This window comes from Reyranella soli, from assembly GCF_007992495.1.
GTDB classification, from domain to species: domain Bacteria; phylum Pseudomonadota; class Alphaproteobacteria; order Reyranellales; family Reyranellaceae; genus Reyranella; species Reyranella soli.
The window spans coordinates 1-20,396 of sequence record NZ_BKAJ01000105.1 but is presented as its reverse complement, the minus strand read 5'-3'; the positions used below and the strand labels follow the sequence as shown (position 1 = coordinate 20,396).

19 protein-coding genes are annotated in these 20,396 nt (G+C 68.4%); 8 read left to right on the top strand and 11 right to left on the bottom strand.

Translation table 11 applies throughout. The annotated features are described in order from the left end of the window. The first annotated feature begins 5 nt into the window (after positions 1-5). Positions 6-812: a DUF2182 domain-containing protein gene (locus RSO01_RS28665; RefSeq protein WP_218037487.1), complete on the top strand. Its 807-nt coding sequence runs from the start codon at positions 6-8 to the stop codon at positions 810-812. 7 nt (positions 813-819) lie between these two features. On the opposite strand, the gene RSO01_RS28660 is transcribed toward RSO01_RS28665, so the two are convergent. After that, a complete protein-coding gene (locus RSO01_RS28660) occupies positions 820-5,664 on the bottom strand; it encodes a beta strand repeat-containing protein (protein WP_147153966.1) in 4,845 nt (1,614 codons plus the stop codon). A gap of 113 nt (positions 5,665-5,777) precedes the next feature. Here RSO01_RS28660 and RSO01_RS47565 point away from each other — a divergent pair, with 113 nt between their 5' ends. Continuing rightward, positions 5,778-5,948: a DUF6726 family protein gene (locus tag RSO01_RS47565; RefSeq protein ID WP_170303424.1), complete on the top strand. Its 171-nt coding sequence runs from the start codon at positions 5,778-5,780 to the stop codon at positions 5,946-5,948. A 15-nt stretch (positions 5,949-5,963) separates the two neighbouring features. Here the strand turns inward: RSO01_RS47565 and RSO01_RS28655 are convergent, their stop codons facing one another. The 6 genes from RSO01_RS28655 to cobS all read right to left on the bottom strand — a co-directional run bounded on the left by RSO01_RS28655 (position 5,964) and on the right by cobS (position 10,362). Beyond that, positions 5,964-6,296, bottom strand: coding sequence for a hypothetical protein (locus RSO01_RS28655; RefSeq protein ID WP_147153964.1), 333 nt, complete (start codon positions 6,294-6,296; stop codon positions 5,964-5,966). Between the two features lie 139 nt (positions 6,297-6,435). Further along, the gene (locus tag RSO01_RS28650; RefSeq protein ID WP_147153962.1) at positions 6,436-7,122 is read right to left on the bottom strand and encodes a lipid-binding SYLF domain-containing protein; all 687 of its coding nucleotides are present in this window, start codon (positions 7,120-7,122) and stop codon (positions 6,436-6,438) included. Positions 7,123-7,257: 135 nt separating this feature from the next. Further along, a complete protein-coding gene (gene cobU / locus RSO01_RS28645; protein ID WP_147153960.1) occupies positions 7,258-7,824 on the bottom strand; it encodes a bifunctional adenosylcobinamide kinase/adenosylcobinamide-phosphate guanylyltransferase in 567 nt (188 codons plus the stop codon). A gap of 117 nt (positions 7,825-7,941) precedes the next feature. After that, positions 7,942-8,784 (bottom strand): class I SAM-dependent methyltransferase, encoded by an 843-nt coding sequence (locus RSO01_RS47560; protein ID WP_170303423.1) that lies wholly within the window; start codon positions 8,782-8,784, stop codon positions 7,942-7,944. After that, positions 8,781-9,452, bottom strand: coding sequence for a histidine phosphatase family protein (locus tag RSO01_RS28635; RefSeq protein ID WP_147153957.1), 672 nt, complete (start codon positions 9,450-9,452; stop codon positions 8,781-8,783). The genes RSO01_RS47560 and RSO01_RS28635 overlap by 4 nt, the downstream gene beginning before the upstream one ends. Before the next feature lie 109 nt (positions 9,453-9,561). Continuing rightward, positions 9,562-10,362, bottom strand: a complete 801-nt coding sequence (cobS, locus tag RSO01_RS28630; RefSeq protein ID WP_170303422.1) for an adenosylcobinamide-GDP ribazoletransferase — start codon at positions 10,360-10,362, stop codon at positions 9,562-9,564. 78 nt (positions 10,363-10,440) lie between these two features. On the opposite strand from cobS, the gene cobT reads away from it, so the two are divergent. Together cobT and RSO01_RS28620 are read left to right on the top strand one after the other, a co-directional pair. After that, entirely contained in the window at positions 10,441-11,439 is a 999-nt protein-coding gene (gene cobT, locus RSO01_RS28625; protein WP_246158887.1) for a nicotinate-nucleotide--dimethylbenzimidazole phosphoribosyltransferase, read from the top strand. Next, positions 11,432-11,893, top strand: a complete 462-nt coding sequence (locus RSO01_RS28620; RefSeq protein WP_147153950.1) for a nuclear transport factor 2 family protein — start codon at positions 11,432-11,434, stop codon at positions 11,891-11,893. The genes cobT and RSO01_RS28620 overlap by 8 nt, the downstream gene beginning before the upstream one ends. Here RSO01_RS28620 and selD read toward each other — a convergent pair. Then, a complete protein-coding gene (gene selD, locus RSO01_RS28615) occupies positions 11,890-12,993 on the bottom strand; it encodes a selenide, water dikinase SelD (RefSeq protein ID WP_147153948.1) in 1,104 nt (367 codons plus the stop codon). The genes RSO01_RS28620 and selD overlap by 4 nt on opposite strands. Positions 12,994-13,047: 54 nt before the next feature. Then, positions 13,048-13,548: a DUF421 domain-containing protein gene (locus RSO01_RS28610; protein WP_147153946.1), complete on the bottom strand. Its 501-nt coding sequence runs from the start codon at positions 13,546-13,548 to the stop codon at positions 13,048-13,050. Positions 13,549-13,675: 127 nt separating this feature from the next. On the opposite strand from RSO01_RS28610, the gene RSO01_RS28605 reads away from it, so the two are divergent. Beyond that, positions 13,676-14,287 carry a nitroreductase family protein gene (locus RSO01_RS28605; protein WP_147153943.1) on the top strand — a complete coding sequence of 204 codons (612 nt, stop codon included), beginning with the start codon at positions 13,676-13,678 and terminating at the stop codon, positions 14,285-14,287. A gap of 10 nt (positions 14,288-14,297) precedes the next feature. Here the strand turns inward: RSO01_RS28605 and RSO01_RS28600 are convergent, their stop codons facing one another. Continuing rightward, the gene (locus tag RSO01_RS28600) at positions 14,298-15,794 is read right to left on the bottom strand and encodes an aldehyde dehydrogenase family protein (protein WP_147153941.1); all 1,497 of its coding nucleotides are present in this window, start codon (positions 15,792-15,794) and stop codon (positions 14,298-14,300) included. A gap of 170 nt (positions 15,795-15,964) precedes the next feature. Then, on the bottom strand, positions 15,965-16,882 hold the full coding sequence (locus RSO01_RS28595) for a LysR family transcriptional regulator (protein ID WP_170303421.1): 918 nt from the start codon (positions 16,880-16,882) through the stop codon (positions 15,965-15,967). A 67-nt stretch (positions 16,883-16,949) separates the two neighbouring features. Between RSO01_RS28595 and RSO01_RS28590 the strand changes: the two genes are divergently transcribed. Genes RSO01_RS28590 through RSO01_RS28580 form a run of 3 tightly spaced genes read left to right on the top strand, consistent with a single transcriptional unit; the run spans position 16,950 to position 20,372 of the window. Further along, the gene (locus RSO01_RS28590) at positions 16,950-18,569 is read left to right on the top strand and encodes an FAD-dependent monooxygenase (protein ID WP_147153937.1); all 1,620 of its coding nucleotides are present in this window, start codon (positions 16,950-16,952) and stop codon (positions 18,567-18,569) included. A 2-nt stretch (positions 18,570-18,571) separates the two neighbouring features. Then, entirely contained in the window at positions 18,572-19,396 is an 825-nt protein-coding gene (locus RSO01_RS28585) for an alpha/beta fold hydrolase (RefSeq protein WP_147153935.1), read from the top strand. Then, complete coding sequence (locus RSO01_RS28580) at positions 19,383-20,372, top strand: Bug family tripartite tricarboxylate transporter substrate binding protein (protein ID WP_246158888.1); 990 nt, start codon at positions 19,383-19,385, stop codon at positions 20,370-20,372. The genes RSO01_RS28585 and RSO01_RS28580 overlap by 14 nt, the downstream gene beginning before the upstream one ends. The last annotated feature ends 24 nt before the right edge of the window (positions 20,373-20,396 follow it).

Genomic DNA, 20,396 nt, shown 5'->3' with positions numbered 1-20,396 from the left:
CGCCCGTGATCGCGAGCCCGATCGAGCCGCGACGAGCGTTCCTGGCGGTGCTGGTTGGCCTGATCGCCCTGGCCTGGCTCACGCTCTTCCTGTGGGAGCTGAGCCCGCACGGCCGCTACCTCGATCACGGCAAATGGACAGAGCTGGGCCTCGGCGCCTGGCTCTGCCGCGCGGTGCCCGCGGGACCGGTGATCGTGCCGGCGCTGCTCTATGCGCTGGGATGGATGCTGATGATCGCGGCCATGATGCTGCCCACGACCTTGCCGCTGCTCGGCCTGTTCGCGCGGGTGACCGAAGGCCGCGCCGACCGCAGGGCGCTGCTCGGGCTGCTGATTGCGGGATATCTGCTGGTCTGGCTGGCCTTCGGGCTTGCCGCACACGCTGTCGACTATGGATTGCACAGCCTGGCGGGCTGGGCTCCCTGGCTCAGCCTCAACGGCTGGCTGGTGGGTGCCGCGGTGCTGGCGATGGCCGGCGCCTTCCAGTTCAGCCGGTTGAAATATGCCTGCCTGGACAAGTGCCGCACGCCGTTCAGCTTCATCAACGAGCACTGGCGCGGCCAGGCGCCAGGCCGTGAAAGCTTCCGGCTCGGCCTTGGCCACGGCCTGTTCTGCGTCGGCTGCTGCTGGGCGATCATGCTTTTGATGTTCGTGGTCGGCACGGGCAGCGTCGGCTGGATGCTGGCGTTGGGCGCGGTGATGGCCGTCGAGAAGAACGTCTCCTGGGGCCGCAAGCTCAGCGCGCCGCTCGGCATCGCCTTGCTGGCGTGGGCGACCTTCATCGTCATCGAGCAGGGAACACGCGCGCTCTGAGCGCCCGTCACAACGGCGAATGATGATGCTCGAACAGCGAGTGCGCCGCGCGCCAGCCGTCGGCGTAGGCGCCGACGATCTGGTCGTTGCTCCAGGCCTGCCGCAGCATCGTGCCGTCGGGCAGGTTGACGTACGACCACGGCGCGTTGTGCGGCCCGAGCAGGCCCTGCACCGACGCTTGATCGTGGGCGGATACCTGCCAGTCGAGCGAGATGCCGTGCTCGCTGACGGTGATGACCTCACCCGAGTTCCACGCCACCCGCCAGGTATCGGCCGATAGCGGCGTCAGCGTGCCGCCCTCCAGCGCATGGGCGACATCGCCCTTCAGCACGATGTCCGGCGCGCCATCGACATGCAGCGTGATCGGCTTGCCGACGGCAAAGATCACGGCGGTGTCGCCGAACTCGGCGGCAAGGCCGGTCGTCCAGCTTGCGGTGCCGTGCTGACCGTCGGTCTGGATCTGAACCTGCCAGGGCGTGCCGTCGCTGCTGCCCCGCGCGGCGACGTACTCGCCGACCGCCTGGAAGTCGCAGGCGAAGCCGTCGAGGCTCACGATATGGACGTCGCCATAGCCGCCCGAGACGTAGGTGCCGCCGAGCCCGTCGGGCCGCACCGAGAAGCTGGTGGTGGAATAGGGCCCGATGAGCCTGATCTGCAGCGAGCCCGCGACCGTGTCCAAGGTCAGTACACCCTCGACGTAGCGCGGGTTGCTCGCCTGCAGGCCGGAGATGTCGATCAGGTCGTCGGGGCCGAAGCCGGTGATCGTGCCATGGAAGGCGAGCGCGTCGTTGAGCACGAGCTTCGAGTTGTTGCCGAAGGTGAGCGCCTGAGTCGACTCGACGGCGGCCTGCAAGGTCAAGATCGCGTTGTTGCCGATGCCGAGCGTGCCGCTGCCCTCGACGGCGCCGTAGAGGAGGAGGTTGCCATCCTGGGCGGTGATCGCGCCGTCATTGTCGATTTGCGTCAGCGCCACGGTGTGGTTGCCGCCGCCCAGGCCTGAAACGGTGCCGGTGCCGGAAATCGAGCCGCCGGCCGCGACCTCGATGTCGGCGGCGCGCAGGATGGCGTGGTTGCCGCCCAGCGTGACCTGGCCGTGGGCGCCGACATCGAGCGTGCCGTTGGTCGCGAACAGCGCGCCGTCATCGCTGCCCCCTGACACGATCATCTGGCCCGCGCCAGTGCCGCCGCCGACCGTGGCATCGCCATAGACCAGCAGCGCGCTGTAGGCGCCGATGCGGACCAGTCCGCTGCCGGCGGCGCCGACGATCAGGTTGCCGGTGTTGGTGCCGGCCTGGGCTTGCGCCGCGCCGACGGCGACCTCGCTGCCGTTCTGCACGACCAGGCTGCCCGTGCCGGCATTGCCCACGACCAGGGTGCTCGAGGTGGAAAAGACGTTGGCGACCAGAAGCTCGCCGCCGTCGAGGGTGACCGTGCCCTGCCCGCTCGCCTGGTTGCCGATCGCCATGTTGTAGGCCGTCACCTGGCCGATGATGCCGCGGTTCATGCCGTTGATCAGGAGCGAGCCCGTGCCGGCGTCACCCACCGTGAGCAGCCCGCCGTTGGTCCATTCGCCGCCGTTGACGATGACGCTGCCGCGCGCGCCGACCGACTGGCCGATGTCGGCTCCGGTGTCGAACATCGACGAAGCGACGCCTAAAAGTTCGAGCGTGCCGGTGCCTGCACCGCCGACCACCACCGTGCTGCTGGCCGAGATCTGCTCGAGGTTCAGCACCGTGCCGGTGCTGCCGCTCTGCTGGCCGATGACCAGGTTATCCTCACTTGCCGAACCGCCGACCGCGAGCATGCCGCCCGACACCAGCAGGAGGCCGCTGCCGGTGCGGCCGACGACTGTCTGCTGCTGGGCATTCAGCAACGCGCCGCCGGTCAACGTCAGCGCGCCGCCGCCGTCGACGGCGACCGCGAGGCCGCCGACGCCCTGGGCCACGATGTTGCCCGTGAGCGTCGTCTCGCCGAGGTCGAAGATCTGGCCGACGGCGCCATTGCCGGTCGCCGTATGGTTGCCGGCGGCGAACAGCGCGACGTTGGCGCCGCCCGGCGCGGTCACGCCGACGGTCCAGTTGTGGAAGTCGGTGAAATCCGTGCTGCCGACGACCGGATGCCATTCGAAGACGCCGGCGGCGCCGTTAGTGGCGGTGATGAAGGTCGAGCCGGTGCGCGATGCGGAGTCGGTGACCGTGATGGTGATCGTCTCGGTCGTCGTGCCGCGCGCCTCGTAGGTCAGCGTCTGCAGGTACCGCTCGATCTGGGCCAGCGTGGTGGCGAGGCTGGTGGCCGTGGTGGTGGCGACATTGGGGATGGTGACGCTGCTGCCGGCGCCGGCATGGTCCGTGGTGAAGCCCTCGACCGCCACCTCGCCGCCGGTCGCCTGCACAACGACCGAGTAGGTCGCGGCACCCGGGCTGACGCCCTGGGCGAGCGGCGTCTGCAGGACGACGTCGGGCACCAGCACCTTGGTGTCCACCGCGCCACGCAGCGTACCCGGCCCGGAAACGCCGGGCGCGATGCCGCCCGATGGGGCCACGAAGCTGATGATGGCCGACGACGAGCCGGGCGGAACGGTGGCGATGGGCTCGAGGCCGGCGAGGTTGCCGAACATCGAGAAGGTGAGTGGTGTTGGCGGCGGGCTGCCCGCCAAGTTCACGGTGAGGATGCCACCGCCGTAGCTCACGCTGGTGACGTCGACATTTTCCAGCACCAGCCGGTCGGCGAAGGTGAAGCCGAAGATGGTACTGCCCCTCACCTGGTCGGGATGCTCCAGCACCAGCGTGCTGGGCGAATAGGGATAGGACGCGAGCTGGCTGCTGCTGTTGGCAGCGAAGGTGATGAATTGTGTCTGGACCGCGCCGCTCAGGGTCAGCGTCGCGCCGGGATCGATGAGCAGCGTGCCGACGCCGGTGATATCGTCGGAGACGACCAGGCGCTGGGAGCCCAGCGTCGTATCGGACACGGCCTCGATCGTGCCGATGTTGATGATGCTGCCGCCGCCCGCGGCATCGAGTATGCCGTTGCCCCTGATCGTGCCGCCGTTGTTGGCGATCGTGTCGGCGCTGAGCGTACCGGAGAAATAGGTCTCGGCACCGGCCTGGACCGAGAAGGCGCCGCCGATCGCGAGGTTCGCCGTGCTGTAGGCATTGGGCGACAGCGCCGCCAGCAACGACGTGCTGCCGCTTACGTCGAGATTGCCGCCGAGCGAGAGCTGGCTCTGCACACCGCCCACGACCAGGATGCCGCTGTTGCCGAGCTGGCCCGCGACGTCGAGATTGCTGCTCTCGCCCTGGCCGACCACGCGCACCACGCCGGCGGTGAAGTCGAACAGCTGGTTGGCCGGCAGCAGCCCGGGCGTCACGGTGGGCGGCGTGACAGGCAGTGCGGTCTGCACGCCGATATCGCGCACGACGGTGTTGCCGTTGCTGTCGATGGCCACGACGTGCACCACGTCGGCGCCCGAGGTCACCGTGTCGGTGACGTTCGCCAGGAGCGTGTTCACCAGCGACAGCGAGCCGCTGAAGCTCAGCGACGTGCCGCTGGTCGCGCCGAAGAAGCCGGTGAGGCCGCCGATGCCGAGCGTGCCGCCGCCAAGCGAGGCGAGCGTGACGGCGTAGGACGTGGCCGATGAGTTGCTGGCGAGCAGCACGGCGTCGGTGCCGGTAAAGGCGATCGGGCCGGGCGCGCCGCTCACGACGCCCGGCGCGATGAAGCCCAGCGCCGAACCGTCGTCCGGCGCACCCGCAGTCGGCGGCGGGCTGCCGGCCGACAGGATCGCGGCCAGCCCCTGGAGCTGTGCCGGGGTGAAGCTCAGGAAGCCGTTGGGCACGCTGGGAGCAGTCGGGAAGTCCCATAGCTCGATGTTGCCGGCATTCAGCGTAACGCCCTGGCTGACGGCGCCCTGCCAGCCCGGGTAGCCGGCAAGGAGGATCGGCGCGTTCGTCTGGAAGCTGTTGCCGACCACCCCCGGCTTCAGGAGGGCGTCGTTCTGGAGCTGGGCATAGACGACGGCGTCAGGAGTGTAGAGCGGATCGCTCAAGGCATGATTGCCGGGCTGGACGATGCGGGCCGAGTTCCGCGCCTGCTGCAGCACGGCCAACGTGAAGTTGCCGCCGTATGCCTCGCCGCCGCCGTCGAAGAAATGGAAGCTGTTCATCGTGTAGTCGAGCGGCGTCGTCGACCACTGGGAATAGTTGGCGATCGCCGCGCGCAGCGTCAGCATCTCGGCGGCATCGTGGTACCCGCCCATCTGGAGCTGGGCGATCTGGTTCACCGTGCCGTCGGCGGGGTTGGACGATACGAACGCATTCGTGCGCAACGGAACGAAGGGCTCGTCGGTGGCCGAGGTCCCGATCGTCTGCGACATGCCGCGGATGATCGCCATGCCGTCGTACTTGGCGGCGAGCTGGCTCTGCAGGTTCTGCCAGGCGTTGACGTAGTCAGCGGTCCAGAAGCGGCCGATCGTCTGGGGAGAATAGACGTTGGGATCGACGCCGCTCTCGCCGGTGATCGTGATCGGCGCGCCACCGATCTTCTTGGCCCAGTTGGGCGCGGTGTAGCCGCCCCAGACCCGGAGCTTGATGCCGATGTCGCTGTTGTAGGTGCTGTTGAACTGGGTGACCTGCTGGATCGCGGTGTCGATGAACGACGTGTCGAGCGAGTTCTCACTCGCCTGCAATTGCGCCCAGGTGACGTTCAGCACGATCTCGCTGAAGCTGTTCTTGTATTGCGCCAGCTCCCAGACGTTGAAGATCGGGATGGCGCCGACGTTGTCGTAGAAGCTGATGACGCCCATATCCACGAGGCCGGTCTGGGCGGCCTTGAAGCCGTCGAACGGCAGGCTCATGGACGGTTCTCTCTGGCGGTGAGGACCACCATATCTAGCAGGTGATAGCGCCCCCCTCCATCGATCCCGGCAACTGCCGAGCGGCAATGGCGTTGATGCGGAAGAGGATACCTATGATCCGTTATTTCCGAGCCTTCCTGATCCTGGCCATCGCTGCCGCCCTCGCCGGCTGTGGCGTCGTTGCGGCACCGGTCCGCGGCACCAGCGCCGTCGTCAAGGTCGTGCCAGTGGCGGGCGATGTCGTCGCCGCACCACTCGACGTCACCGCCGATGTGATCGATTGAGGATCGCGACGCAGCTCAGTGCGGCAGGAACCTGATGAGGGCTACGGTGAGCGCGACCTGACCAAAAGCCATGCCGACCATCCAGCGCAACATGTCGTGCTTCGTCGCTGCGATATCGCCTTTAAGTTCGGTCTTGACCGCTGCGATATCGGCCGCGAGCTCCGTCTTGACCGCGGCGATGTCCGCCGCGAGTTCGGTCTTGACCGCTCGAAGATCGGTCCTGGTGGCAACTTCTTCGCGCAAGGCTTGATCCAAACCGTCGGCCAGGGCCCGCGCCTCGCGCTCACCCATGCCGGCGGCCTGGAGCCGGTCGACATAGGCCAGCTTGTCGAAGGTTAGCGTGGCCACGTCTCAAGCCTAGTGGATGCACCCCGCGGCATCAACACACCGTCGGATGCACGTCTTGCCTTGCCGCATGCTCCACTCGATAGCGCTTCACGTGATAAACACAACCAACTGTCGGTTGAGGCTCACGCCAAGCGCCATTTCACCACTTCGCCATGAACTGGCGGATCGGTTCGGCGCCGGGATTGGTGAAGCGGCGGTCGAGCACGATCGACTTGGTATTGGCGCCGTTGCCGTAGTAGAGCGCGTTCCAGTCGTTGTCGGGATCGAGGTAGGAGCCTTCCAGCGACGCGCCGGCGAACAGGCCCTGCGAACTCGCGAAGGCGATGATGTCGGCGCCGCCTGCCATCGTCGAGCCGCCTTCGACGCCGATGCCGACAATTGCCAACGCAACGCCGGCCTCAGCGCCGAACTTGAACCTGTGGTCGAGGATCGCCTGCAGGCCCTTCTCGGTCTTGATGATGAACACAACCTCGGAGACCTTGGCGCCGATCTGCAGGCCAACGCTGCCCGAGCCCATGGCGTAGAAGGCGGGCGGGCTCCAGTCGCTGGGCGCCCCCCTCGCCATCAGGGTGCCGCGGCCGCCGGCCAAGCCGAAGATCAGGCCGCCCTGCACCAGCTCGGGCACGATCAGCACGCCGCGCGCGCCCTGGATGTACTTGGCGGCGTCGGGGTAGTCCTTGCCGGTCAGGATCTTGCGCGCGGATTCGAGGCTGGAATCAACCAGTGCCTGGCGCTTGGCGTCGGCGCGCGCCGGGACGGCGGAAATCAGGGGGGCGGCAAACGCGGCCGCAGTGCCCGCAAGCACGGTTCGGCGGTCGAGCTTCATTTCTTCTGCTCCTTGGTCCTGTGGCCGACGCCCCGACGAAGAGGGGGTTGAAGCGCCTAATGGCCACCACGGTATCAACCGTATCACATTTCGTGACTATTTTCAGGCATCTAGAGCTTTTGCCTCAGAAAGGACTCAAGTTCGGGCCGGGCGGTCCTTCATGAGCAGCGGCAGGCCGGCCGCCATTAGGATCACCCGGTCCGCCCGCTCGGCCATGCGCATGTTGAGCCGGCCCTGGGCATCGCGGAAGGCGCGGCCCAGCGGGGTCTCGGGGACCAGGCCCAACCCGACCTCGTTGCTGACGAACACGACCGGCGCACCGTAGCCGTCGAGCGTCATGACCAGGTCGTCGGTCGCCTCGTCGAGGTCGGCCTCCGCGTGCATCAGGTTGGAGAGCCAGAGCGTCAGGCAGTCCACCAGCACCGGCTGGCCGTGCGCCGCGGCAGCCTGCAAGGCCTCGGCAAGCTTCAACGGCTCCTCGATGGTGGTCCAGGCGCCGCCGCGGCGCGCGCGATGGGCCATGATACGCGTCGCCATCTCGACATCGCCCGCTTCGGCCGTGGCGATGTAGACCGCGGGCCGCGGCACGGCGCCGAACAGGCTGCCGGTCGCCAGTCTCTCGGCGTGCGTGCTCTTGCCCGAGCGCGCGCCGCCCAGGACGAGCGTCACCGGCGGCAGCGGGAAGGTTGAGGTGTGTTCCATCAGGTCATCTTCTGGAGCGCGGGCCCCTGCCTTCGCCGAAGCGAAGCCGCTTCGGCTTCGCGCAGGCAGGTCTGGCCCGCATCATGATCATGAGCGGGCCGGAGGCCCGCGCTCCCATCAGTTCGCATTCGCCTCGACCAGCCAGCACGCGCCGGGCAGTCGCACGCCGTCGGGACCTTCGTGCGGCGCCAGCGCCTCGGCGATCGCCTGCTTGGCTTTCTCGATGGCGGCGGGCTCGGCGCCGGCGAAGGCACGCGCCAGCGGACCGAAGCGGCCGGCGCCGGCCAGCACCTCGGCGATGCTGGGGCCCAACCAGATCAGCCGGTCGATCGGCTCGAGGCGCAGCTTGTGGAAGCCCGCTTCGCTCAGGATGCGCTCGACGCGCGCGCGGTCGCCGAACGCGAACTGGCCGGGGTCCTCCGGGCCGGGTCGCGGCTGCGGCGGCAGGAAGGGCAGCGCCGCGCGCGTCGGCGTCGTGCCCCAGGGATTCTCCTGCGGCGTGCGCCAGGCGATGAAGACGAGACGGCCCGAGAGCTTCAGCGCGCGCCGGATGTTGCGGAAGGCCGCGACCGGATCGGCGAAGAACATGACGCCAAAGCGCGAGAAGACGAGATCGTAGTGGCCGGCCTGGAACGGATGCGTGGCGGCGTCGCCGACGACGAAGGTGGCGTTCTCCAATCGATGCGCACGCGCGCTCTCGATCAGCGTCTCGGAAATGTCGACGCCCAGCACGTGGCCGGCGATGCCGACTGCATGGGCCAGCGCCGCCGTCGTGCCGCCGGTGCCACAGCCGATGTCGATGACGTGCTCGCCATGCTGCGGCGCGGCCGCCGCCAGGCCGATATCGCCAATGTCGCTGAGCGAGCGCTGGATGCGCTCGTAGGCGGCAAGCCAGCCGTCGCCGCCCGGGCCGTTCCAGTAGGCCGCCTGCTCGGCGGCGAGCTCGCTCTTGGTCTTCACGCCAGCGCCGCCGCCTTGGCGACGACAAGCGCGCGCGGCATGTAGTTCACGAAGGCGACGCGCCAGGCATGCGCGGGATCGGCCTGCGCGAAATGCTCGATCAGGGTGACCGAGACATTGTCGATCTCGAAGCGCACGGCGGCTTCGGGGTGCAGGTCGAAGGCGTGCGCCAGCGCGGCGCGGATGGTGCCGCCATGCGCCGTCGCCACGATGTCGCGGCCGCGATGCTCCTCGGTCAGGCGATCGATGCTGCGCACCGCGCGGTCGCGCAGGTCGACGAAGCTCTCGCCGCCCGGCGGGCGATACTCGGGCGGTCCCAGCCAGAACAGATGGTTGTTGGCGTGCTTCTCGGCGATCTCGACATAGGTGAGACCCTGCCAGTCGCCGAAGTGCTGCTCGGCGAGATTCGGATCGATCAGGAGCTCGCCCATGTCGGCGCCGTGGCTGGCCAGCGTTTCCGCCGTCTTGCGCGCGCGCAGCAGGTTGGAGGCGTACCACACCGCGCCCTTGGGCAGCAGCTTCGCCTGGTGCACGAACAGGTCGTGGTTGCTGACGTCGCAGTCCTTGTCGGTCTGGCCGTAGCAGCGCGCCTCCGGATTGGGCACCGGCGCATGCCGCACCCACCACCAACGCGTCACCAGACCTGTAATCTTGGCGCCTGTCGCCATGAGATATGCCCCTCTCGAACAACGCACACTGTCATCCCGAGCGTAGCGAGGGACCTTTCCTGTTGCCTTAAAGGTCCCTCGCTACGCTCGGGATGACACCGTGCGTGTCTTACCGGCTGATGAACAGCGCCGCCACCACCAGGAAGGCGATCTCGGCCGCCTGCTGGACCGCGCCCAGCGTGTCGCCGGTGTAGCCGCCGATCCGCTCGGCGATCCAGCGCGAGGCGAACCAGGCCGCGGCCATGGCGGCGATCGGCGCCAGCAGGGCCACGAAGAAGCCCTTGCCCAGAAGCAGCAGGAACGCCAGCACCGCGCCGATGCCGATGGCGAGCCAGACGTCGTTGTCGGTCGGCTTGCCGACCTGCGAGCCCAGCCCATCGGCATGCACCGGCGAATAGGCGAGCAGCGGATAGGCGATGGTCGCACGCGAGAGCGCGTGGGCCGCCATCAGCACCACCAGGCCGGTGGCGCCGCTGAACGAGGCCAGGCAGGCGACCTTGACCAGCACGGAGAGTGCAAGCGCCAGCACGCCGAAGGTGCCGTTGCGGCTGTCGCGCATGATCTCGAGCCGGCGATCGGTATCAAGGCCGTGCGGGCCCAGCCCATCGGCGGTGTCGGCCAAACCATCTTCATGCAGCGCGCGGGTGAACAGGATTGCCGCGCCGATCGCTATGACGGCAGCCAACCAGCCCGGGCCCAGGCCGCGCATGATGGCGAACACCAACCCGGCTGCGAGCCCGACGCCCGCGCCAATGAAGGGCAGCACCGGCAGCACGTCGGCGAGCTGCCAGCGCGGCGCGCCGACATCTAGCTTGAGGCCGGTGAAGAACGTGGCCTGCTCCTTGAAGGCTTGCAGCCATTCGTCGAAGGAGGAAGGCCGGGCAACCGGCGGCTCGCTGGGACTGGTCATGATGGGGCAAATATAGGATGGTCCGCGCCCGCTATGAACGCCCATTCCCCCAATTCGGCCGCCCCTTCTTTCGACGAAATGCGCAAGATCCTGCGCGACCTGCCCGGTCCCGACCAGGAGGCGCAGACCAAAGTCGTGCAGCGCCAGACCGAGCTCACCAAGCCGCCGGGCTCGCTCGGCCGGCTGGAGGAGATCGCCGAATGGCTGGCCGCCTGGCAGGGCCGCGCCAGCCCGCGCGTCGAGCGGCCGCGCATCGCGGTGTTCGCCGGCATGCACGGCGTGGCCGCACGCGGCGTGTCGGCCTATCCGCCCGAAGTCACCGGCCAGATGGTGAAAAACTTTTTAAGCGGCGGGGCGGCGATCAACCAGCTCGCCGGCAGCATCGACGCCGACCTGCGCATCTACGAGCTCGACCTCGAGCATCCGACCGAGGACTTCACCAAAGGCCCGGCGATGAACGAGACGCGCACGGCCAACGCCATGGCCTACGGCATGATGGCGGCCGAGCCCGGCATCGACGTGCTGTGTCTCGGCGAGATGGGCATCGCCAACACGACGACGGCGGCTACCCTTTGCGCAGCGCTGTTCGGCGGCACCGGCGCCGATTGGGCGGGACCGGGCACCGGCGTGCAGGGCAAGGCGCTCGCCCACAAGATCACCGTCATCGACGAGGCACTGGCGCATCATCGCGCGCTGATCGCCGAGCGCGATCCGCTCGCCTTGCTGGCGGCCGTCGGCGGCGAGGAGTTCGCAGCCATCGCCGGCGCGGTTCTGGCCGCCCGCATGGGCCGAATCCCCGTGCTTCTGGATGGCTATGCCTGCACCGCGGCGGCCGCCGTCCTGCACGCGATCGATCGACACGCCCTCGACCATTGCCTGGTGGCGCATCGCTCGGCGGAGCCCGGCCACACGCGCCTCCTCGAGGCGATCGGCCAGCGCCCCCTGCTCGACTTCGGCATGCGCCTGGGCGAGGCCTCGGCGGCAGCACTTGCGGTGCCGCTATTGAAAGCGGCCGCCGCCTGCCACAACGGCATGGCGACATTCGCACAGGCGGGCGTAAGCTCGAAGAATGCGTAGACGCCTATTCCTCGCGGCTTCGCCGCTGCTCGCCGCTGGGCCTGCCCTCGCCCATCCGCCGCGCCAGCCCGACAACGCCGAGGCGCAGAGCATCATCGAGGAGATCAAGACCTTCCGTGAAAAGATAGCCAAGGCAGTGACCGACAAGGACTTCCCGACCCTGCGCGCGATCTATGCCGACGCCTTCACGCACACGCATGGTTCAGGGAAGGTCGACAATAAGGACGCGCGGCTCGTTTTGGCGATGGCCGGCGAGCCCATGATCGAGAATGCGCCAGCGAGCGAGCTCAGCTTCCGCGTGTTCGCCGGCCCGACCGTGATCGTGACCGGCAAGAGCCCGATCCTGAACGTCAAGGAACAGAAGACCTACGACTTCCGCTGGGTCGCCGTCTACGTCACCGGCCGCGACGGCTGGCTGCTCGCCGCCAGTCAGGCAACGCGGCTGCCGGCTTAGGCCGTCACCTCGATCACGCCAGGCTTGTCGGCGGCGGTGACACTGCCGATGACTGCCTGGGCCAACGTGCCGCGCTTCTTGAGATCAGCGAGAAGACCCGCAAGTTTGTCCTGAGGCACGGCGATCAGCAGGCCACCCGACGTTTGTGCGTCGGCGAGCAGGAGACGCTGCGGCTCGGCAAGTTCGTCCGCGAAGCGCGCGTTGGGGGCGGCGTATTCGAGGTTGCGCTTGGTGCCGCCAGGGCAGAGGCCCTCTTTCAGGAAACCGGTCACGCGATCGAATACGGGAACGGCGCTGTAGGAGAGCTTCGCGCCGATCGGCGTGCCGGCCGCCGTCGACGAAGCGCGCAGCATGTTGCCGAGATGGCCTAAAAGGCCGAAGCCCGTGATGTCCGTCGCAGCCGTTGCGCCGGCGGCGTTCATCGCTTCGGCGGCGTCGCGGTTGAGCGTCGTCATCGACTTGATGGCCGCCGCGAGCACGCTCTCGGGCGCGGCATTGCGCTTCACCGCCGTGGTCAGCACGCCCGTGCCGATCGGCTTGGTCAGCACCAGCGCATCACCCGGCCGCGCGCCCGCGTTGGAGACGATCTTGCGCGGATCAATGGTGCCCGTGACGAACAGGCCGAACTTCGGCTCCTCGTCGACGATCGAGTGGCCGCCGGAGATGGCGATGCCAGCCTCCTTGCAGATCGCTGCCGCACCGTCGAGCACCTGGCGCAACGGCACGGTGCCGAGCGTATCGACCGGCCAGGCGACGAAGCTCAGCGCGTTGAGCGGCGTGCCGCCCATGGCGTAGATGTCTGAGAGCGCGTTGGTGGCGGCGATGCGGCCGTAGTCGTAGGCGTCGTCGACGATCGGCGGGAAGATGTCGACGGTCTCGACCAAGGCCAGGTCTTCACGCAGCTTGATGATCGCTGCATCGTCCGACGTGTCGTGCCCGACCAGCACGCGCGGATCTGAAGCGACCGGCAGACCAGCCAGCGCCTTGTGCAGGTCGGCCTGGCTGATCTTGGCGGCGCAGCCGGCGAAGCGCGCCAGCTCGGTGAGGCGCGGCACGGCGCTCTCGGCGGATGCCGGTTTCGGCGGGGTCGCGACGTTCATGGGAACCTCCGGTACTGGGCCGGATGATCGGACTCGCCGCCCGCCGGGGCAAGGTCATTTGCCGTCGCGCGGAATGATGCTGATGCGGCCGTCGGCCTCCATGTAGGCCGCCTTGACGTCGCGGCAGTCCTCCAGCCCCTTCTCGCGCAGCTGGGCCATCAGCTCCTCGACCGTGATGAACTCCTCGCGCATGTTCCGGCGCAGCATACGGCCGTTGTCGATCAGTTTCAGCTTGCGGTCGCGTACCAGGCGCTCGAAGGCGGGATAGCGCGACTGCAGCCATTCGATCAGAGTGCTCCACAGCAGCACGGTGCCGACAAGGACGGTGCTCTCGACCACGGACTGGAAATTGTCGGAGATGCCGTTGCCGGCCACCTCGGCGATCAGCACGATCACCAGGATGTCGGTCATGCCGATACCGCCGGTCTGCCGGCGCACGACCACGCGCAGCAGCACGAAGATCACCAGATACACGAGCGTGCCGCGCAGGAAGAGCTCCAGCAGCGAATGCTGCGGCGTGAAGATCGCCTCCCAGTCGACTTTCAGGAGATCCATTTCAGGAGATCCACGTCCCTCAGCGGCCTGTGCCGCAGATGAACGGTCCGCGCGGGAGGTCGTTGCTGGCGTCGTCGGATAATGATAATCACTTGCAATTAGTGGCAGGCCATCCGATATTGGTGGGATGGACCATGCCATTGCTCCCCCTGCGGCCCAGCGTGACGAACGCCTGCGCGCCGTCGAGCTGCTGCTGTCGCGGCAGTCCGCGAACCTCCTGCAGGAGCCGGCGCCCGAGGGCGCCGAGCTCGACCTGATCCTCGATGCCGGTTTGCGTGCGCCCGACCACGGCCGCCTGAGGCCATGGCGCTTCGTGCTGATCCGCGGCGAGCAACGTCAGGCCTGGGCCGACCGGCTCGCCGCGGCGGCAATGGCGCGCGACCCGGAGAACGGCCCGGCGATGGCCGAGAAGTCGCGCGCCTGGGTGGGACGCACGCCGCTCATCATCGCCGTCGGCGTCGAGATGAAGGAAGGCAAGATCCCCGAGATCGAGCAGGTCCTGTCGGCAGGGGCCGCCGCCATGAACATGCTGAACGCCATCCACCTGCTGGGCTACGGCGGCATGTGGGTGACGGGCGCCAACAGCTACGACCCGCAGGTCAACAAGGCCCTGGGCTTCGAGGCGCCGAGTCGCCTGGTCGGCTTTTTGGGCGTCGGCACGCCGAGGCCGATGCCGGCCGACGCGCCCAAGATCGCGCGTCCCTCGCGTGCGCAGCACACGAGGGACTGGACGGGCTGAACGCCGAGCGTCAGGCGGTCTTGATCCAGACCGCCTTGACGTTGAGGTACTCCTCGACGTGCTGCAGGCCGCTCTCGCGGCCGTAGCCGCTCATCTTGTAGCCGCCGAACGGCACGGCCGGATCCATCGCCTGATAGCAGTTGATCCAGACCGAGCCGGCGCGGATCGCGCGTGCGAGCTTGTGCGCCTTGCTGACATCGCGCGTCCACACGCCGCTACCCAGGCCGAAGGTCGTGGCGTTGCCGCGCTGGACCACCTCCTCGATGTCGGTGAAGGGAATGGCCGAGATCACCGGCCCGAAGATCTCCTCCTGGGCGATGCGCATCTCGTCCTTCACGTCGGCGAACACGGTCGGCGGCACGAAGTAGCCCTTCTTGTAGTCGCCGTCGGTCAGCTGCTCGCCGCCGCTGAGGCGGCGCGCGCCCTCCTGGCGGCCGATGCTGAGATAGGTTGTGACGCGATCGAGCTGCTCGGGCGACACCAGCGGGCCGACCTGGGTCTCCGGATTGGCGCCGTTGCCGACACGCAACGCCTTGGCGAACGCCGCCACCTTGTGCGTGAACTCCTCGTAGACCTTCTGCTCGACGAAGAGCCGCGTGCCGGCGCTGCAGATCTGCCCGGAGTTGGCGAACACCGCCATGCTGGCGCCCGGCACCGCGGCGTCGAGATCGGCGTCGGCGAAGACGATGTCGGGCGACTTGCCGCCGAGCTCGAGCGACACGCGCTTGAGGTTGCCGGCCGAGGCCTGGACGATCTTCTGGCCCGTCAGGTGCGAGCCGGTGAAGGCCACCTTGTCGACGTCCGGATGCGAGGCGAGCGCCGCACCCGCGGTCTCGCCATAGCCCGGCACGACATTGACCACGCCCGGCGGCACGCCCGCCTCCAGGCAAAGCTCGCCCAGCCGCAATGGCGTCAGCGGCGCCTCCTCGGCAGGCTTCAGCACGACCGTGCAGCCCGTCGCCAGCGCCGGACCGATCTTCCAGATCGATGCCGTGAGTGGGCCGTTCCACGGGATGATGGCGCCAACCACGCCGACCGGCTCCTTGAGCGTGAAGGAGAAGATCTCGCCGGGCAGCGAGTTGTCGATGGTCTCGCCGTGGATCGACGTCGCCATGCCGGCGTAGTAGCGCAGCATGCCGACGGCGCGCTGGCGGTTGTTGCGCGTGCGGCTGATCGGGGCGCCCATGTCGTAGGTGTCGAGCGCCGCCAGCTCCTCGATGTGCTGCTCGACCAGGTCGGCGAGCTTCAGCAACACGGCCTGGCGCTCGGCCGGCTTCCACTTGCTCCACGGGCCGGTGAAGGCCTTGCGCGCGGCGGCGACGGCGCGATTGATGTCCTCGCGGTCGCCCTCGGCAACGTGCGCCAAAAGTTCGCCGGTCGCGGGATTGCGGCTCTCGAAGGTCTTGCCGGATGCCGCCGCCACCCAGCGGCCGTCGATCAGCATCAGCTTGGTCTTGCCGTCGGCATAGGCCGGACGCTGCGCCGGACCCTTCTCAAGGACTGTCATCGGGCTTCTCCTGAACGGATGAGGAGACGGCGGCCGCACGTTTGCGATGCTCGATGCGGCCGCCGCCGTGACCGGCGCGCGGGGTAGCGGGCCGGAAAACTCAGTCGATATATTCAATCATATATAACGATCCGCAGGCGCGTCAAACCAGCCGGTCGCCGCTATTTCGCTCACACCGTCAGGATCCTGCCCTGCCCCACGAGATCCCGGCAGACCTCCTTCAGCGCCGCGACGGCTTCGCGCGTGGCACGGCTCGTCGGGCGGCCACGCGGCAGCGCGAGCACGCGATCGGCGCTCATCCACGGCAGCCGGGCCGCCGAGAGCGTGCCGTCGGCGACCTCCTGGTGGATGCCCGAGAAGGGCAGAAGGCCATAGCCGAGCCCCGAAGCCACCATCTGCTTGAGCGGCGTCATGCTTTCGACCCTGAGCGAGGAGCGCACGCCCGAGGGAAAGGCGCTGCGGCTGAGCGGCAGCACCGCCGCCGGCAGCTGGCGGAAGTCCTTGCGCGTCAGCGAGCCGCGACTGAGCAGCGGATCCCGCGGCGGACCGATCAGGAAGACCTGCTCGACCACGAGCGTTTCGTAGTCGAGATGATCGTTGGGCTGCGGGGCGGTGACGACGGCGAGATCGAGCTCGCCCTTCAACAGGCGGTCGGTCATCTCCTCGGTCAGCCCGTCGCTCAGCTCGAGGCGCACCCGCGGAAAGCGGCGGGCGAACAGGCGCGCCAGCGGAGCGTAGAAATTGTCGGCCAGACTCGACGGCGCGCCCAGCCGCACGGTGCCGCCGGGCTCGCGGTTCTCGGTCAGCACCTCGGCCTTGATGTCGTCGATGGTGCCCAAAAGCCAGCGGCCGCGCGCCAGCAGGACCTTGCCGGCCTCGGTCACCGCCACGCCGCGCGCGCCACGTTCGAGCAACGCGCCGCCCAGCTCGTGCTCCAAGAGCTTGATGTGCCGGCTGAGCGCGGACTGGGCGACGTTCAGTGCGCTCGCCGCCGCACCGAAGCCGCCGCCGCTCGGCGACCGCCACGAAGTAGCGCAGCTGGCGCAGGTCCATCGATGCCTCCCATCTCGAATAGAGATCGAGATCATATCAAACATATTCTTGTGAGATAGGCAGCGGCGCGCAAACTCCCGCGAACAACGAGGAGGAAACCAGATGGGCGATGTTTCGCCGGCACCGCGTCGCACGTCGGTCTTCATTGTCGGCGGCGGACCGGTCGGCCTGGCGATGGGCCTGCTGCTCGACCGCTTCGGCATCGATGCCGTGATCGTCGAGAAGAGCCCGACGACGACCGACCATCCCAAGTCGCGCGGCTGCTGGGTGCGCACCATGGAGATCTTCCGCCAGTGGGGCATCGAGCAGGCGATCCGCGATCGCGGCCTGCAGGACAACTCCGACATGTTCGTGCAGGTCGAGAGCATCGCCGGCCGCGAGATCGGCCGCTCGCGGCCCGAGCCCAATCTCGGCCAGACGCCGGCCTGGAAATGCCTGGTGGCACAGGACGCGGTCGAGGAGGAGATCTACCGCGTCATCGAGCACTCCAACCTCGTGCAGGTGCGCTTCGCTACCGAGTTCGTGGGCTTCGAGGAGGTGGAGGACGGTGTCGTCTGCGAGATCCGCGATGTCGCGACGGGCCAGAGCGAGCGCTGGCAGGCGCGCTACCTGCTCGCCTGCGACGGCGCCGGCAGCCAGACACGCCGCGCTGCCGGCATCGACATGGCGGGGCCCGCGACGCTCGCGGTGCTGCTGAACGAATACTGGCGCGCCGACCTCTCGCGCTTCCCGCTGGCGCGCGAAGCGGCGGGCTACCAGGTCTATTCCAGGACGCCCGGTGTGCCGCGCGCCAGCATCCTCAACACCAACGGCCGCGACCGCTGGCTCAGCATCATCCAGATCGGCGAGCAGAAGGACGAGCGGCCGCGGCCGTGGAGCGATGCGGAGATGATCGAGATCATCCGCGCCCATGTCGGCGTGCCCGATCTCGACGTCACGCTGCTCAACCGCTCGGTCTGGCGCATGAGCAAGCAGGTTGCGGCGGGCTTCCGCCGCGGCCGCGTCCTGCTGGTCGGCGACGCCGCCCATCGCTTCCCGCCGACCGGCGGCTTCGGCCTGAACTCGGGCGTGCAGGACGCGCACAACCTCGCCTGGAAGCTTGCCTATGTGCTGCGCGGCTGGGCGTCCGAAAAGCTGCTCGACAGCTACGACGTCGAGCGCCGGCCGGTGGCGCAATCCAACGCCGATTTCAGCTTCGGCAACCGCACCCGCTTCCTGCGCATGGACCAGGCGATCCGCTCCGGCAACGAGGACCACATCCGTTTCTGGATCAACGACCTCGACAACCATCTGCACAGCATCGGCCAGGCGCTGGGCTTCACCTACGAAGAGGGCGCCGTGATCCCCGACGGCACGCCCAAGGGCGGCCACCTGACACGCGTCTATGCGCCATCCGACCGGCCGGGTGGGCGCTTCCCGCACCTGTGGCTCGATCCGGCACGCAAGCAGTCGACGCTCGACTGGTTCGACCAGGATTTCACGCTGGTCGCGGGACCGATGGGCGAGGCCTGGATGGAAGCCGGCCGCGACGTCGCGGCCAAGCTCGGCCTGCCGCTCGGCCTCAAGCAGCTGCCCAATGCCCATCCGGCCGACGGCATCCAGATGGGCTTGCGCGGCGCGGCGCTGGTGCGGCCCGACGGCCATGTCGCTTGGCGCATGCCCTATGTCCCGGGCGATCCGGCGCGAGAGCTTTCCGGCGCACTCGGCACGTTGCTGCACTGACCATGCCCACGGTGCAGGCCAACGGCACGACGATCGCCTTCGCGCGGCGCGGCAGCGGCGCGCCGCTTCTGCTGATCCATGGCGCCGAGGCCGATCATTCGATGTTCGACACCCTCGGCGCGCTGCTCGCCGAGCACTTCACGGTGATCGCCTACGATCAGCGCGACTCCGGCGCTACGCGCAATCCCGACGCGCCCTACGGCCTCACGGAGCTCGCCGACGACGCGGCAACCTTGGTCGAGGCGCTGGGCTTCGAGCGGGCCCATGTCTTCGGCACGTCTCTGGGCGGAGTCATCGCGCAGGTGCTGGCCCAACGCCATCCGCAGAGGATCGACCGGCTGGTGCTGTCGAGCACCTTCCGCGCCGGCGTGGCGCCGGCTTCGCTCAATCCCGAAGTCTTTGCCAGGCTTGCCGCCCTTCGCGCGAGCCTGCCCGGCAGCGCATCGGAGATCGCCCGCTACTTCTTCACGGAGCGATACCTCGCGTCACATCCGGAGGCCGCCGCCCTCTTCGCCGGCAACCGTCGTGACGCTGCACAGAAGCAACGGCGCGCCGCCATCCTGGCCCGGCCTGTCGCTGTCGATCTCGGCGTGATTTCGTGCCCGACGCTGGTGCTGGCCGCCGCCGAAGATCGACTGATCCCGCCCAGCCATACGCTGTCGCTCGCCAGCGAGCTGCCTGACGCGCGCACGGCGACGATCGCCGACGCCGGCCATGTCGCCGCCATCCAGGATCCGGAGGCCGTCGCCCACGAGGTGCTGGCCTTCCTGCAAGCAAGAACAACGATCGGAGGAAATCGCGATGACCATAGGGGTGCGCAGCCTTAGGCGCCGACCGCTGCTGAGCGGGCTCGCCGGTTCGGCCGGCCTCGTGCTGGCGGGCGCCGCACCGGTGCGCGCCACCGACTGGCCGACCAAGCCGGTGCGCGTCGTGTCGCCGTCTACGGGCGGCATCACCGACACCCATTCCCGCATCGTCTTCGACGCCCTGTCGGAACGACTCGGCCAGCGCTTCTACATCGACGGCAAGCCGGGGGCGGGCGGCGGCATCTCGGCCCAGGTCGCCGCGCGCGCGCCGGCCGACGGCTACACGCTCCTGTTCTGCATCGCCAGCCTCATCGTCACGAACCCGTTCGTCTACGAGAACCAGCTCTATGACGTCGATCGCGACTTCGATCCGGTCGCCATGCTGGCCAAGGCGCCGTTCGCCATCCTGGTGCGCGAGAGCCTGGCGGTGCGCTCCATGGCCGAGCTCGCTGCCTATATTCGCGCGCGGCCCGGCAAGGTCACCTTCGCCAATGTCTCGCCGGGCAGCCTCGCCCATCTGGTGGGCGAGCTCTACCTGCAGCGCATCGACGGCAGGGCCGAGATGATCCCCTACCGCAGCGTGCCGCAAACCATCCTGGCGCTGTCGAGCGGCGAAATGGACGTGTTCGTGTCGCCGATCGGCGAGGCGAAGGCGGGCATCGCCGGCGGCAAGATCCGCGGCCTGGCCGTGACGACGCCGGCGCGTCTTGCGACTCTGCCCGATGTGCCGACCATGGCCGAGCAGGGCTTCGACGGCTTCGACATCGCCGGCTGGTACGGCGTGCTGGCGCCCAAGGCCACGCCGCGCGCGATCGTCGACAAGGCGAATCGCGAGCTCAACTCCGTCACCCAGAGCGAGACCTACCGTGCGCGCATCGCCGAGCTCGGCGCCTATATGGGCCCGCCGCTCAGCCCAGAGGCCTTCCGCGACGAGTGGCGGGCCGAGGCCGCGCAATGGGGTGCATTGATCCGCAAGATCGGCTTGAAGCTCGACTAGTAGCCCCTGCACCGTGGTTTTGAC

What these genes read in the sequence shown, in the direction of transcription:
- RSO01_RS28590 (WP_147153937.1), top strand. Translation starts at nt 16,950, where the DNA reads ATGGGCGATGTTTCGCCGGCACCGCGTCGCACGTCGGTCTTCATTGTC.
- selD (WP_147153948.1), bottom strand. Translation starts at nt 12,993, where the DNA reads ATGAACGTCGCGACCCCGCCGAAACCGGCATCCGCCGAGAGCGCCGTG.
- RSO01_RS28595 (WP_170303421.1), bottom strand. Translation starts at nt 16,882, where the DNA reads ATGATCTCGATCTCTATTCGAGATGGGAGGCATCGATGGACCTGCGCC.
- RSO01_RS28650 (WP_147153962.1), bottom strand. Translation starts at nt 7,122, where the DNA reads ATGAAGCTCGACCGCCGAACCGTGCTTGCGGGCACTGCGGCCGCGTTT.
- RSO01_RS28635 (WP_147153957.1), bottom strand. Translation starts at nt 9,452, where the DNA reads ATGGCGACAGGCGCCAAGATTACAGGTCTGGTGACGCGTTGGTGGTGG.
- cobS (WP_170303422.1), bottom strand. Translation starts at nt 10,362, where the DNA reads ATGACCAGTCCCAGCGAGCCGCCGGTTGCCCGGCCTTCCTCCTTCGAC.
- cobT (WP_246158887.1), top strand. Translation starts at nt 10,441, where the DNA reads ATGCGCAAGATCCTGCGCGACCTGCCCGGTCCCGACCAGGAGGCGCAG.
- RSO01_RS28610 (WP_147153946.1), bottom strand. Translation starts at nt 13,548, where the DNA reads ATGGATCTCCTGAAAGTCGACTGGGAGGCGATCTTCACGCCGCAGCAT.
- RSO01_RS28660 (WP_147153966.1), bottom strand. Translation starts at nt 5,664, where the DNA reads ATGAGCCTGCCGTTCGACGGCTTCAAGGCCGCCCAGACCGGCCTCGTG.
- RSO01_RS28600 (WP_147153941.1), bottom strand. Translation starts at nt 15,794, where the DNA reads ATGACAGTCCTTGAGAAGGGTCCGGCGCAGCGTCCGGCCTATGCCGAC.
- RSO01_RS28605 (WP_147153943.1), top strand. Translation starts at nt 13,676, where the DNA reads ATGGACCATGCCATTGCTCCCCCTGCGGCCCAGCGTGACGAACGCCTG.
- RSO01_RS47565 (WP_170303424.1), top strand. Translation starts at nt 5,778, where the DNA reads ATGATCCGTTATTTCCGAGCCTTCCTGATCCTGGCCATCGCTGCCGCC.
- RSO01_RS28585 (WP_147153935.1), top strand. Translation starts at nt 18,572, where the DNA reads ATGCCCACGGTGCAGGCCAACGGCACGACGATCGCCTTCGCGCGGCGC.
- cobU (WP_147153960.1), bottom strand. Translation starts at nt 7,824, where the DNA reads ATGGAACACACCTCAACCTTCCCGCTGCCGCCGGTGACGCTCGTCCTG.
- RSO01_RS28620 (WP_147153950.1), top strand. Translation starts at nt 11,432, where the DNA reads ATGCGTAGACGCCTATTCCTCGCGGCTTCGCCGCTGCTCGCCGCTGGG.